The following is a 13,728-nucleotide window of genomic DNA, read 5'->3' as shown; positions in this document are numbered from 1 at the left end:
TTGTAAAAGACAATGGGGTCAAAGGACCCCATTTAATTAACATAGTTAGTTATTTTGCGATAGTTTGTGGCAGGGTTAGGCCAAAACTCTGCCACAAGAAACTGTAGATATCGGCAAATTCGTCAATCTTCATCGCCGTTGGTTTACCGGCTCCGTGACCCGCATTAGACTCGATACGCATAATCACAGGTTCAGTGCCTTGTTGCTTATCCTGCAACATGGCCGCGAACTTAAAACTGTGTAATGGCACGACGCGATCATCATGATCGGCAGTCATCACCATAGTCGCTGGGTAAGCTTGCGCTTTCACATTGTGATAAGGTGAATAAGCCAATAGCGCTGGGAATTGATCTGCTTTATCTGCACTGCCATATTCACTCGTCCAAGCCCAACCGATAGTGAACTTATGGAAGCGCAGCATATCCAGAACGCCCACCGCAGGTAATACCGCGGCGAAAAGTTCAGGACGTTGAGTCACCGCAGCGCCCATCAACAGACCACCGTTACTGCGGCCATAGGCACCTAACTTAGTGCTATTCGTGTATTTCTCACTCACTAGATATTCCGCGGCAGCAAAATAGTCATCAAACACATTTTGCTTTTTATCGAACATTCCCGCTTGATGCCAGCTTTCGCCGTATTCAGCGCCGCCACGTAAACTCGGCACAGCGTAAATACCGCCCATATCTAACCAAGCAATGTTGGCAGGACTAAAGCGTGGTGTCATCGAAATGGCAAAACCACCATAGGCATACAGTAATGTTGGGTTTTGACCGTTCTTCACTAGGCCTTTTTTATAGGACAGCATCATAGGAACACGCGTGCCGTCTTTACTGCGATAAAACACTTGCTCAGAAACATAGTCATCGGGATTAAACGATACTTTAGGTTTGGCAATTACGCTTGATTCAGCGGTTTTGAAGTCAAACTTATAGGTGGTTTCAGGTTGAATATAGCTATTAAACACATAATAGAAATAGTCTTTGCTTGCTTTACCAAAAGGCCCAGCCACATTGCCTTGACCAGGTAATGCCACGTCTTGGCGTTTCTGCCCACCCATGCTGTAAATCGATAATTGACCTAATACATCGTGTAAATAACTCACCACTAAATGGTCATTAATTATGGCGACGTTATTAATGGGATCTGTAGACTCTGGAATAATGGTTTGCCATTGGGATTTATCGCTATTGCGGGTATCAATCGCAATCACTTTACCGTTAGGCGCATCTAAGTCGGTTTTAAAATAAAACACTGAACCATCATTACCGAGAAACTCATATTCAGCTTCTAAGTTGAGGATCAATTCCACCACTTGTGATTTAGGCTCAAATAAGGATTTATAGAAGAAACGATTACGCTTATCCGTACCTTGAGAAATCGACAGTAATAGGTATTCGCCTTTCTCGGATACCTCTATGCCAAAGCCCCAATCTTTATTCTGTGGGCGCTCGTAAATCAATAAATCTTGGCGCTGATCTGTACCTAATTTATGGTAATACACTTTTTGATTGAAATTGACGTCGGCTAAGACATCTCCACCCGCTGGGGCATCATAGCGAGCATAAAACACACCTTGGTTTTCTTTATCCCACACTGCGCTAGAAAATTTAATCCATTTCAATTCATCGGCAAGTTTCTTACCGGTTGCGATATCAACAAACTGCCATTGCTGCCAATCTGAGCCCGAATTTGACACACCATAGGCTAAAATTTTACCGTCATTACTCACTGCAACACCTGATAGCGCCACAGTGCCATCCGCTGACAGTTTGTTTGGATCGAGAACTGGCTTTTCAACGCCATCTAACCCTTTGACATACAAAACAGATTGCGCCTGCAGGCCATCATTACGGTAGTAAAATTGATTGTCGCCATTCTCAAATGGGGCGGAGACTTTTTCGTAATTCCACAGCTCAGTGATGCGATCGACCACTGCTTGTTTATTGGGGATCTTGGCTAAATAGGCTTGACCGAAGGCTTGTTGTTCTTTTACCCAAGCTTCCGTTTCTGGCGTATTGGCCTCTAAATGGCGGTAAGGATCCGCCACGGTAACACCGTGAATGGTTTCGACGAGATCATCTTTTTGAGTCACTGGATAAACCAATTTATTTGCGCTTGCCTGCTCAGTCGAATTTTGTTCAGGTGCATTGCCACTTTGGCAGGCACCAAGTGCCATTCCCAATGTGGCCACTAACAAACCTTGCTTTGCAAGGCGAAATCTTAATGCCATCTTGTTATCGTCCTTCTTGTGGTTTCGGGCTTAAGGCCTTTTCAGCAAGTACTATACAAGCAAAAAAAATCATGGCAATGCCGTAACTTAATAAGAATATTTTTAGGTTGTATTGCAGATTTAACAAAATGGCAGCAAGGATAAGCTTATTGAAGTGTATTATTATGCACTAATAGTGATTTATAAGTTATTAATCAAGGTAAATAGTGACTTAAGTGATATAGATCACCTTTTCAACCATTAGAATTACTAATGTTTATGGGCAATTTTTCTCGTTTGTTTTACCGCCGAGTTCACCATAGAATGTACTTGTTTTCAGGAGATACCTGCTTGCAGATATCGAAAACAAAGAACTTTTAAACTGGTGTGTTCCCAACACTTCAGTTTCTTCCCTGGTTCTTATGCTTGACTTCCTTCCTTCAATTTGTTGATTGCAAATGAATTATTTTTGCGGCCCGCTTAGTTTAAGCGGGCTTTTTTTTATCCGTTTCAAACACCATCCTACTTACGACGATATCAGGCTTTAAGCCGCTATCACTATTCATGCCCTCGCCCCAGTTGAGTTGTCTAAGGTGCTTAACGGTTACCTGCTCGCGAACATCACCAATAAGAAAAACTCATAATCCTATTTAAAGCTCGCTGATGCTGCAAAGGTTGAGCGAAATACTGCCAAGCTATCCAAAAATAACCACCTCCACATCTATAAATGACAATGCCAAGTCAGTGACTTGGCATTGGATTGGGCTTAACTATATTGATGTGGCACAGGTTAAACACTGCGCAAATACACTACAAAGGCTTACTGATCCGTATCACAACGCGGCGGTTACGTGCCCTTTCGTCCATATCATCGTTCGAAGCCACATGACGGCGCTCACCGTGCCCCACAGTAACGATACGATCTTGCGGAATACCGCTGGCAACAAAGAAATCTTTTACCGACTCCGCCCGTTTATCCGAGACTTTTTGGTTAACTGAACGGCCACCGTAACTATCGGTATACGCATCCACCAGCACTAACTCCACCAAAGGATCATAGGCTAAGTATTCTTGAACCCGAGACAGTTGCTGCTGGGAGAAACGAGTTAAATCGGTTCCGCCTTCATCATAGTTCAGCACAGTAAATGCGATATCTTCAAAGCTATAGGGCAACAGGTGCGCTAGACAAGCTTTGAACTCGCTGTATTTACGGCCAAAATTAACCGATGACAAACCCACAGCGATCTTATTTGACTCATTATACCAATCAGCATAGTAAAACGTCGGTTCCATACCGCGACTCAACTCAGCCAACATAGACCAAGCGGCACGTTTAGGCACCTCACCATTAAAGTACTTTTGATAATGCAGTGAAGTGATTTCTTTTGAGACCACTCCCGGCCGCCACTGCGGCGCACGACTAATTAACTTAGCTTGCGTGACTTGGTCCGGTTTTACCCACATGTCTAAGGTAAAATTCATATTCTGCTGCTTACCCGCTTCGCTGGTAAAAATTGCTTTACCGTAGGAGGGGATATCATGCTCGAGGCGACAAACGATGGGAGAATTCTCGCTCACTCGCCATTGGGAATCACTTAAAGAGGCGACATAATGGCGCAACTCTGCCATTGCAGTTGCTGGAACGCATAAAATTGATACTAATATCAGTTTTCGCCACATAGCCTTTACTCATGTTTAATCGGTTACATGGCTTTATCGGCAAACTATTTAGTTCCTTTAGCTCATAAAACCATCAATCAAGCATGACACACCCCAACACATTTAGCATAATAGCGCCCTGTGAATTTTCTAGAGTACTTTATGAGTGACATTTGCGACGCGAACAAATTGAAATACCGATTTCGAGGCTACTTTCCCGTAGTCATTGATGTCGAAACTGCGGGCTTCAACTCTCAAACCGATGCGTTGCTAGAAATTGCCGTCACCCTACTGAAAATGGACAATGAAGGCGTGATAGGAATCGACAAAACCCTACACTTCCACATTGAGCCCTTTGAAGGCGCAAATTTAGAACCCGAAGCGTTAGCATTCAACGGTATTGATCCCACTAATCCGTTACGCGGAGCCGTGAGCGAGAAAGAAGCCTTTTTAGAAATCTTTAAAGCGGTGAAAAAAGCCCAAAAAGCCTCTGACTGCCATCGCAGTATCATAGTGGCGCATAATGCCGCCTTTGATCATGGTTTTGTGAGTAAGGCGATTGAACGTTGCGACTTAAAACGCTCACCATTTCATCCTTTTGCTACTTTCGATACTGCTACACTCGCCGGACTTGCCATTGGTCATACCGTACTTGCCAAAGCATGCATCATGGCGGGCATTCCCTTCGATAATAAAGAAGCCCATTCTGCGCTATATGATACCGAACGTACCGCAGAGCTTTTTTGTCATATAGTGAATCGTTGGAAATCATTAGGCGGCTGGCCGTTACTGGCCGTGGATGAGCAGGATGCACAAAGCGGTACTGAGGCATAAATTTAGCGGTTCACACTAGATCTTAAGCCATTTAAAAACAAAAAAGCTGCCATTGGCAGCTTTTTTCATTTAACGAGCAACTGTGATTAACAAATACTAATTACAGTGAGCTTGCGTTTTCAGACAGGTAAGCAGCAACACCTTCAGTGCTTGCATTCATACCTTTATCGCCTTTTTCCCAGCCAGCAGGACATACATCGCCGTGCTCTTCGTGGAATTGCAGTGCGTCGATCATACGTAGCATTTCATCAACGTTACGGCCTAATGGCAGATCGTTAACAACTTGGTGACGAACCATGCCTTCTTTGTCGATCAGGAATGAACCACGGAAAGCCACACCCGCTTCTGGATGCTCAACATCGTATGCTTTACAGATTTCATGTTTAACGTCAGCCACTAACGTGTACTTAACTTGGCCAATACCGCCTTTTTCAACTGGGGTGTTGCGCCATGCGTTGTGAGTGAACTGAGAATCGATAGACACACCAATCACTTCTACGCCACGCTTAGTGAACTCTTCCATGCGGTGATCAAATGCGATCAACTCTGATGGACAAACGAAAGTGAAGTCAAGTGGATAGAAGAATACGACTGCTGGTTTGCCTTTGATGGCTGCAGTTAAGTTGAAGCTATCAACGATTTCGCCAGAACCTAATACAGCTGCAGCAGTAAAATCAGGAGCCTGACGGCCTACTAATACGCTCATTTTATATCTCCATCTATGAGTTGAACTAAGTGTAAGGCAAGATGCCCTCAAATCAGTATGCTCTCCTCAACCTAGGTCGAGTTAAATCCTTACTGATTAAAAGGTGTTCTTACCAATCAAATCTTTAGGCATTATAAGTCGTGTGCTGTGCCTTACAACCTATTTAAGACCAATATCACATTTTTCAAGGGCATTTCCGTTTTGCCTGACTAAGGATAGAGCAATCTGCGTATCCTGTGTGCGCAGCAATCCACATTCGGCTAACAGACAAAACCCAGCATGATCACATTTTCAGATATTTTTCAGATAAGCCCTCGGCAAACTGGACATCGACAGCCTTTGCAGTCAAAAATAGCGTCTTTGGCTTAAAGAATTAAGAAAATTGACTATGAATGCAGTCGTTATTGCAGTGTGCTTAATGTTGGCACTCAGTTTAGCTAGGGTGAATGTAGTTATCGCCCTCACCGTGAGCGCCCTTGTGGCGGGACTTGTGGGCGGAATGGATCTGCACCAAACCATCGATGCCTTTAATACTGGCTTAGGTGGCGGCGCGCAAATTGCGCTCAGTTATGCATTATTAGGTGCCTTCGCTGTCGCACTCTCGCACTCAGGCTTAACCACGCTGATCTCAAGAAGCATCATCAGTAGCCTTGGACAAGATCCTAATCCCACCAATACTAACTGGGTTCGCTGGTTACTGCTGTTATCGCTACTTGTCATGTCGATGGCCTCACAGAATATTTTACCTATTCATATCGCCTTCATTCCGATTTTAGTGCCACCCCTGTTACATGTGATGACCAAACTGAACATCGACCGTCGTTTAGTCGCCTGTGTTTTGACCTTTGGTCTGGTCACAACCTATATGATTTTACCGATTGGATTTGGTGGCATTTTCTTAAATGACATTCTGCTTTCCAACTTAACCAGTAATGGCTTAGCGGCTGTACGTGAGCAAATTCCACCAGCCATGTTAATTCCAGCGGCGGGCATGATAGTCGGGTTACTGACAGCTGTGTTTATCAGTTACCGTAAACCTAGGATCTACGATGAGGCCAAAGTATTGGTTGCAGAGCCAGAAGAAACCCTCAATAAACGCAATATTATCATTGCCGCAGTGGCGATATTAGCCACCTTAGTGGTGCAACTTGAAACCGATTCGATGATTTTCGGCGCCTTAGTCGGCTTCATGATTTTCAGTTTCTCGGGCGCCTTAAAGCATGTCGCCGACCAAGATATTTTCAATCAAGGCGTGCGCATGATGGCCAACATCGGCTTTATCATGATTTCTGCCGCAGGTTTTGCCGCAGTAGTGAAAGAAACCGGTGAAGTGGGCACGCTTGTGGCTTCGCTTAGCGACATCATTGGTGATAATAAAGCCCTCGCCGCCTTCTTGATGCTGCTAGTAGGTCTACTGATCACGATGGGGATCGGCTCGTCTTTCTCCACCATTCCGATTATCGCGACCATTTATGTGCCATTGGCGTTAAGTTTTGGTTTTTCAGTGGCGGCGACAATCGCTTTAGTCGGCACCGCCGCAGCGCTGGGTGATGCGGGCTCGCCAGCATCGGATTCCACCTTAGGTCCTACTGCGGGTTTGAATGCCGATGGTCAACACGACCACATTCGTGACAGCGTGATCCCCACCTTCATCCACTACAATATTCCACTGTTAGTGTTTGGCTGGATTGCGGCCATGGTGTTGTAAACACGATTGAAGGGATTGAATAGCAGTAATAGAAATTAACGACAGCGCGGACATTCTCCGCGCTGTTTTTTATTGCCGGCTGCAACTTTATTGCGGTCACGTGACGAATTCACTCGATGATTAACTCAATAGCTAACTCAATATCAATAGTTAACGCAATAAATAGCCTGATAACTAACAATAGTTACCGTGTCGCTTCGAGCTTACGGCTACCCTGCTTATTCTTTTTATCCTCATACAGCGCTTTATCCGCCGCTTGCAGCACGGCCTCAAAGTTTGCATAGTCTTGGGAATCAGCGGCACCGCAGGAAACGGTCAACACATTTAAAAACTGCCGCTCTGCGACCGCTTGACGTAAATGTTCAGCCAATACCAAAGCCCGTTCAAAAGTACAATTAGCTAAGATGACGACAAACTCATCACCGCCGGTTCTGATTAACAAATCGTTTTCTCGAAATACGCCGCGCATTGCATCGACAATTTGCATGATCGCCATGTCCCCGAGTTTATGCCCGTAGGTATCATTAATGGTTTTGATTTTATCGCCATCCACACAGATCACAGCGTAATGCCCCTTAGTTGCGACATCAAACAGCGTGGTCTCATAGACTTTCTTATTGTAGGTGCGAGTAAAAGCATCCAATAACATCGCTTCACTAAACCGTTGGCGCTCAGTACGAAGTTTCCTAAGACGATTGATATTAATTTGAACGAAGAAGATCACGATAGATAACAAAAACCACAGGGGCAAATTCCACACAATAAAACGAAATATACTGATTTTGTATGTCAGTGAAGTCATGTTATCTAAATGATTTGTCATCGAATAAAACAAGAACTCCGGCGTCAGTTCAGCCCAAAGGCTATCTGTCGTGATCACCAGCTCAGTGCCATAATCTGTATTCTGCCATTCCACATGTTTATTACGCATAAAACCCGACGTCATAAAGGCCGTGTCGGCAATCACATCACCAATAAAATGATTAGGATCGCTAGATGATGTAATCGGCGAGGCCATAGATAAAATGACTTTACCAGTCACTTCATCTTGATAAGGAATGGATAACACTATGCCATCGGCCAAGGACTCTGGCGTCGCGTCTTTCGCACAATAGTGCAGGCTCTGACAAAACTCATTTGTCGAAGTACGGTCATTAATCAGCCGCGCTTTTACGTCCTCTGGGATTGGGGTTGCAAAATACACAGCATCACTACGATAAAGCCCCACATACAGGAAAATATCTTCTGCATTTGTCTTTTTACTGGAGTAGAGATAATCAAAGTAGCGTAAGACTTGCGCTTCTTCAGCAGAAAGCTCCACCCCTTGGGGCAGCATTAATCGGGTGGGATCGAGCTGAAAAGGCGCTAAAGAAGATTTATTGAAATCAATGATATCGTGCAGGGATAAGCTTTTACCGAGCAGTTCAATATAGCTCGGTGTGATTTGCTTTGTTTTTACAAAAGACACAAAGGATTGGTGTTCTCTATCGATTTTAAACGGCAATAGGATCAGCAAGAATATGACAAACAAGAGGGTCGCAAGTGCAAGTGACCGACGTAATAACAACCAGTTGAGTGCCGAATGTCCCATAATCCCTCTTAATTCTTGTTATACCGACAATATGCCTTGCCCAAAACTTAAGTAATGTCCCATTAAACCACAAAATAAACCAATAAAAACAACTGCAATTGCGAATAACTATTTGTCTTAATGCTAAACTTTAGCAGCTTAAAACAAAGTTGTTATAACTGTGGCAAACAAAAAACAAAAAGGGAGCCTAGGCTCCCTTACTGAGTACATCCGCTCAACTGAGCATCAGCTACGCTAATTATTTAGCAACTTTGATTTTTAACAGCTTTGGTTATTTAGTACCAAAGATTTTATCGCCCGCATCACCAAGACCTGGCAGGATATAGCCCTTCTCATTGAGGCACTTGTCGATAGCAGCGGTATATAACTCGATATCAGGATGCGCCGCTTCTAACGCTTTGATCCCTTCAGGTGCAGCCACTAACACTAAGGCTTTGATTGAAGTACAACCGCGTTTCTTCAATAAGTCGACGGTCGCAATCATAGAGCCACCAGTCGCGAGCATTGGGTCGACAACTAAGGCGATACGCTCGTTCATGTCACTGGCGAGTTTTTCAAAATATGGCACAGGCTCAAGGGTTTCTTCGTCACGGTAAATGCCGACAACTGAAATACGCGCACTTGGGATATGCTCAAGTACACCGTCCATCATGCCCAAACCCGCACGTAAAATCGGCACAACAGTGACTTTTTTACCTTTGATTTGGTCGACTTCAACCGGACCGTTCCAGCCTTCAATCGTCACCGTTTCAGTTTCGAAATCTGCGGTAGCTTCATAGGTTAATAAACTGCCCACTTCGGCGGCTAGCTCACGGAAACGTTTAGTGCTAATGTCACCTTCGCGCATTAAACCGATTTTGTGACGCACTAAAGGATGTTTAACCTCGACAACTTTCATTATTCTCTCCTACTTTATTTTTCGGCGTATTATTTTAGGCAAATTTTTCAGATTCTAGTTGATTTGTTTACTAGGTAAAACATAAAGTTTTGCCATTAGGCCTAATCGTGAGCTATCTCCCAAGAATAATTCCCAATCGACTAAGATACGTACCTTAATTTACTATTTTGTGACCAATCTCAAGACCTCAGAAACTGAAATACAGTTTTACTCGGCCAAAAATACTCCGCCGAGGGGCATAAATCCAAATCATGACTTTCGACCCCTAGCACAAGCTGGTAGAATACCGCCGCATAAAATCCAATAACGATGTACCCGAGAGGATCCCTCCGTGAGCACTCCTACCCCACTGAGCTATAAAGATGCCGGCGTTGATATTGATGCAGGTAATGCACTGGTAAGTAACATTAAAGCAGCCGTTAAACGTACCCGTCGTCCAGAAGTTATGGGCAACTTAGGTGGTTTTGGCGCCCTGTGTGAAATCCCCACTAAATACAAACAACCGGTTTTAGTGTCTGGCACCGACGGTGTTGGGACTAAATTACGTTTAGCTATCGACTATAAAAAACATGACACAGTCGGCATAGACTTAGTTGCTATGTGTGTGAACGATTTAATCGTTCAAGGTGCTGAGCCACTGTTTTTCCTCGATTACTATGCGACAGGCAAGCTGGATGTTGAAACCGCGACGTCTGTTGTCAACGGTATCGGCGAAGGTTGTTTCCAATCTGGTTGTGCGTTAATCGGCGGTGAAACCGCTGAAATGCCAGGCATGTACGAAGGTGAAGATTACGACCTAGCAGGTTTCTGCGTGGGCGTAGTTGAAAAAGCCGACATCATTGACGGTAGCAAAGTTGCAGCGGGTGATGCGCTTATCGCATTAGCCTCGAGCGGCCCTCATTCAAATGGTTACTCTTTAGTACGTAAAGTATTAGAAGTGAGCCAAGCAGACCCTCAACAAGATCTCAATGGCAAACCGCTAATTGAACATCTACTTGAGCCAACCAAAATTTACGTGAAATCATTGCTGAAACTGATCGCAGCATCAGACGTACATGCAATGGCACACATTACTGGCGGCGGCTTCTGGGAAAACATCCCACGCGTACTACCAGATAATTTAAAAGCGGTTATCCAAGGCGATTCATGGCAATGGCCTGCTGTTTTCAGTTGGTTAATGGAAAATGGCAACATTGCAGAATATGAAATGTATCGCACCTTCAACTGTGGCGTCGGCATGTTAGTCGCGCTGCCAGCCGATAAAGTGGATGCTGCACTTGCATTACTGGCTGCAGAAGGCGAACAAGCTTGGCTGATCGGTGCTATCGCAGATCGTGAAGGCAATGAAGAGCAAGTGGAGATCCTGTAATGCCCCAGAGCTGTCGTGTAGTTGTATTAATTTCCGGAAATGGCAGTAACCTGCAAGCGATTATCGACGGTTGCGACGATAATCTGCAGGCCGAAGTTGTCGGAGTCATCAGTAATAAACCCGATGCCTATGGCCTAATGCGCGCCCATCATGGCGAAATTGATACCAGCTGCGTGATAGCTCACCAAGGTGAATCTCGCTCTGAATACGATGCGCGTTTAATGACAGTCATCGAACAGTACCAACCCGATTTAATCGTGTTGGCAGGATTTATGCGGATCTTAACCGATGATTTCGTGAATCATTACCTAGGTCGCATGATCAATATCCATCCGTCACTGTTACCGAAATACACTGGCTTAAACACCCATCAACGTGCCATTGACGCTAACGACAGCGAACATGGTGCCAGCGTGCATTTTGTCACGCCAGAGCTTGATGCAGGTCCGGTGATTCTACAGGCTAAAGTGCCTGTTTATGAAGAAGATACCGCTGACATGCTCGCCGCCCGTGTGCATGAGCAAGAACATGCCATTTATCCACTCGTGGTGAAATGGTTTAGTCAGCACCGTCTTAACATGCAAAACGGCCAAGCCTATCTTGATGGCAATCTCATCGGCCCGAGCGGTTACGCGCCTGATTAGTTTCGCGAAATAGCAATTGGTCGCGAGATCACAAATAGAGACCTTAGGGTCTCTATTTTTTTAACTATTTTCCACAAAAGCATTGTTTTCTGGGGCAATGTGGCATTAGATAACTTAACGAAAAGTGATTTTTGCTCGGCATGACAAGAGACTATTAGATGAAAAATATTATCTGCGATATCGATGGTGTACTACTGCACGACAATAAACTGATCCCTGGCAGCGACAAATTTATCCAGCGTATTTTAGAACAAGGCAATCCGTTAGTCGTCCTGACTAACTATCCCGTACAAACGGGAAAGGATCTGCAAAACCGTTTAAGCGCTGCCGGTATTGATATTCCTGAAGAATGCTTTTATACCTCCGCGATGGCAACCGCTGACTTTTTACAGCACCAAGAAGGCAGCAAAGCCTATGTCATTGGTGAAGGCGCCCTCACCCACGAACTCTACAAAGCAGGCTTTACCATTACCGATATCAACCCTGACTTTGTGATTGTCGGTGAAACCCGCTCCTACAATTGGGAAATGATCCATAAAGCCGCAGCTTTTGTGGCAGGTGGCGCCCGCTTTATTGCCACCAACCCTGACACTCATGGCCCAGCTTACAGCCCAGCCTGTGGCGCGCTATGTTCACCAATCGAGCGTATTACCGGTAAAAAACCTTTCTACGTGGGTAAACCGAGCGCATGGATTATTCGTTCAGCGCTTAATCATATTGATGGGCACTCGGAAGACACTGTCATTATCGGCGACAATATGCGTACCGATATTTTAGCGGGCTTCCAAGCTGGGCTTGAAACCATTCTGGTCACCAGTGGCGTGAGTAAACTTGAAGATATCGACAAAGAACCCTTCCGCCCGAACCATGTGTTTGCCTGCGCGGGCGATATAGACGTTGTTTAAAACTGCACTTTAATTAAACTCATTTCCCAATGTGTGCCCAATGCTTACGCCGCTGGGCACCATAAACTAAATAGAGGCTGTTCATAATTCTGTGTCAGGTTAATTTCACAAATCGATGTGGTTTTCTAAGCGCCTCTTAAAATGGATTGAAAGCTGTGACAGTGTCAAATTCCAATTGTGGATAGAGTTACTAGTAACACCTCTAGAACGGCATCACAAACCTCATTTTAAAACAGCTAGTTACCACCCTACTTCTTGCCATATCTACATCACGCGATAGAATGCTTCTAACAACATTGTTTTGTGAGGCATTGATGGACAAGCAAGAGATCATTGAAAAGTTAGTATCATTTCAGACAAAACTAAAAAGCGATGTATTAGAGGCATATCATCAGCGAGGCTCTGCTTTTGGTGAGCAACGGTTTCAGTCTTTTTTAAAGACACTGTCACGTTTTTTAAGAGAACACTTACCACAAAATACAGTTAACTTTGATGAGCTATTTTCTCAGTGTTCTTATTTACGTGAGTATGAGGGTGATGCTGAATATTTTTGGCAGAATGAAGGAATCTTACTGGAAGGCCTTATTGACTCATTGATTTTAGATGTTAAAGATGATGTATATGATTTGGAATATAAGCCAACAATTGTTAAAACTGCAAAAGCTTCACCTAAAGAAAAATCAAAAAACGTGTTCATCGTGCACGGGCACAACAACGAAGTCAAAGAGCGAACCGCCCGCTTCATCCAAAAGCTAGGTTTTGAACCAATCATTCTTCACGAACAAGCTAGTGGCGGCAGCACTACAATCATCGAAAAAATCTTGGAGTATGCTAAGACAACTGACTTCGCGATTGTCCTCTACACCGCTGATGATGTAGGTGGAATAAAGAATACAGAACCGAGCGTTCTAAAACCAAGAGCAAGACAAAATGTTGTCTTCGAACATGGCTTATTGATTGGTCTACTTGGGCGAGAAAATGTTGTGCCATTAGTTGCTGATAACATTGAGATACCAAACGACATTAGTGGTGTGGTTTACGTCAGAAATGACTGGCAAACAGCTATAGCTAAAGAAATGAAGAAAGCAGGTTACGAGATCGACTTCAACAAGCTTTTCTAAGTTTTGATTGAAAGCCCTTACTAAACACATCAGCGTATTGTTGTTACAGTAAGGGTTACATCCTAAGTCAGGTGCCAATCA

At 44.3% G+C, this 13,728-nt stretch carries 11 protein-coding genes; 6 read left to right on the top strand and 5 right to left on the bottom strand.

Annotated elements, in window-relative coordinates; genetic code table 11:
* Positions 1–49: 49 nt before the first annotated feature.
* A complete protein-coding gene (locus tag AC5YB3_RS20475; protein ID WP_107947114.1) occupies positions 50–2,233 on the bottom strand; it encodes a prolyl oligopeptidase family serine peptidase in 2,184 nt (727 codons plus the stop codon).
* 789 nt (positions 2,234–3,022) lie between these two features.
* Entirely contained in the window at positions 3,023–3,892 is an 870-nt protein-coding gene (gene motY, locus AC5YB3_RS20470; protein WP_006081249.1) for a flagellar protein MotY, read from the bottom strand.
* A gap of 141 nt (positions 3,893–4,033) precedes the next feature.
* On the opposite strand from motY, the gene rnt reads away from it, so the two are divergent.
* Complete coding sequence (rnt, locus tag AC5YB3_RS20465) at positions 4,034–4,705, top strand: ribonuclease T (RefSeq protein ID WP_006081248.1); 672 nt, start codon at positions 4,034–4,036, stop codon at positions 4,703–4,705.
* Between the two features lie 100 nt (positions 4,706–4,805).
* Here rnt and AC5YB3_RS20460 read toward each other — a convergent pair whose 3' ends face one another.
* Complete coding sequence (locus AC5YB3_RS20460; RefSeq protein ID WP_006081247.1) at positions 4,806–5,411, bottom strand: peroxiredoxin C; 606 nt, start codon at positions 5,409–5,411, stop codon at positions 4,806–4,808.
* A gap of 388 nt (positions 5,412–5,799) precedes the next feature.
* Between AC5YB3_RS20460 and AC5YB3_RS20455 the strand changes: the two genes are divergently transcribed.
* Complete coding sequence (locus AC5YB3_RS20455; RefSeq protein ID WP_006081246.1) at positions 5,800–7,119, top strand: Na+/H+ antiporter family protein; 1,320 nt, start codon at positions 5,800–5,802, stop codon at positions 7,117–7,119.
* 184 nt (positions 7,120–7,303) lie between these two features.
* Here AC5YB3_RS20455 and AC5YB3_RS20450 read toward each other — a convergent pair whose 3' ends face one another.
* Both AC5YB3_RS20450 and upp read right to left on the bottom strand, forming a co-directional pair.
* Complete coding sequence (locus AC5YB3_RS20450) at positions 7,304–8,710, bottom strand: GGDEF domain-containing protein (RefSeq protein WP_012196903.1); 1,407 nt, start codon at positions 8,708–8,710, stop codon at positions 7,304–7,306.
* A gap of 271 nt (positions 8,711–8,981) precedes the next feature.
* Complete coding sequence (upp, locus tag AC5YB3_RS20445; protein ID WP_006081245.1) at positions 8,982–9,608, bottom strand: uracil phosphoribosyltransferase; 627 nt, start codon at positions 9,606–9,608, stop codon at positions 8,982–8,984.
* 331 nt (positions 9,609–9,939) lie between these two features.
* Here upp and purM point away from each other — a divergent pair, with 331 nt between their 5' ends.
* From purM to AC5YB3_RS20425, 4 genes are all read left to right on the top strand, one after another.
* Positions 9,940–10,977 (top strand): phosphoribosylformylglycinamidine cyclo-ligase, encoded by a 1,038-nt coding sequence (purM, locus tag AC5YB3_RS20440; RefSeq protein ID WP_006081244.1) that lies wholly within the window; start codon positions 9,940–9,942, stop codon positions 10,975–10,977.
* Positions 10,977–11,621: a phosphoribosylglycinamide formyltransferase gene (gene purN / locus AC5YB3_RS20435; RefSeq protein ID WP_494526060.1), complete on the top strand. Its 645-nt coding sequence runs from the start codon at positions 10,977–10,979 to the stop codon at positions 11,619–11,621. The genes purM and purN overlap by 1 nt, the downstream gene beginning before the upstream one ends.
* A 158-nt stretch (positions 11,622–11,779) precedes the next feature.
* A complete protein-coding gene (locus tag AC5YB3_RS20430; RefSeq protein WP_006081242.1) occupies positions 11,780–12,526 on the top strand; it encodes an HAD-IIA family hydrolase in 747 nt (248 codons plus the stop codon).
* A gap of 314 nt (positions 12,527–12,840) precedes the next feature.
* On the top strand, positions 12,841–13,647 hold the full coding sequence (locus tag AC5YB3_RS20425; protein WP_012587893.1) for a TIR domain-containing protein: 807 nt from the start codon (positions 12,841–12,843) through the stop codon (positions 13,645–13,647).
* The last annotated feature ends 81 nt before the right edge of the window (positions 13,648–13,728 follow it).

The sequence above is a fragment of the Shewanella sp. 1311 genome (assembly GCF_059338235.1).
The sequence above is the reverse complement of the archived record's forward strand: the minus strand, read 5'-3'. Positions and strand labels throughout refer to the sequence as shown.

What these genes read in the sequence shown, in the direction of transcription:
- AC5YB3_RS20475 (WP_107947114.1), bottom strand. Translation starts at nt 2,233, where the DNA reads ATGGCATTAAGATTTCGCCTTGCAAAGCAAGGTTTGTTAGTGGCCACA.
- motY (WP_006081249.1), bottom strand. Translation starts at nt 3,892, where the DNA reads ATGTGGCGAAAACTGATATTAGTATCAATTTTATGCGTTCCAGCAACT.
- rnt (WP_006081248.1), top strand. Translation starts at nt 4,034, where the DNA reads ATGAGTGACATTTGCGACGCGAACAAATTGAAATACCGATTTCGAGGC.
- AC5YB3_RS20460 (WP_006081247.1), bottom strand. Translation starts at nt 5,411, where the DNA reads ATGAGCGTATTAGTAGGCCGTCAGGCTCCTGATTTTACTGCTGCAGCT.
- AC5YB3_RS20455 (WP_006081246.1), top strand. Translation starts at nt 5,800, where the DNA reads ATGAATGCAGTCGTTATTGCAGTGTGCTTAATGTTGGCACTCAGTTTA.
- AC5YB3_RS20450 (WP_012196903.1), bottom strand. Translation starts at nt 8,710, where the DNA reads ATGGGACATTCGGCACTCAACTGGTTGTTATTACGTCGGTCACTTGCA.
- upp (WP_006081245.1), bottom strand. Translation starts at nt 9,608, where the DNA reads ATGAAAGTTGTCGAGGTTAAACATCCTTTAGTGCGTCACAAAATCGGT.
- purN (WP_494526060.1), top strand. Translation starts at nt 10,977, where the DNA reads ATGCCCCAGAGCTGTCGTGTAGTTGTATTAATTTCCGGAAATGGCAGT.
- AC5YB3_RS20430 (WP_006081242.1), top strand. Translation starts at nt 11,780, where the DNA reads ATGAAAAATATTATCTGCGATATCGATGGTGTACTACTGCACGACAAT.
- AC5YB3_RS20425 (WP_012587893.1), top strand. Translation starts at nt 12,841, where the DNA reads ATGGACAAGCAAGAGATCATTGAAAAGTTAGTATCATTTCAGACAAAA.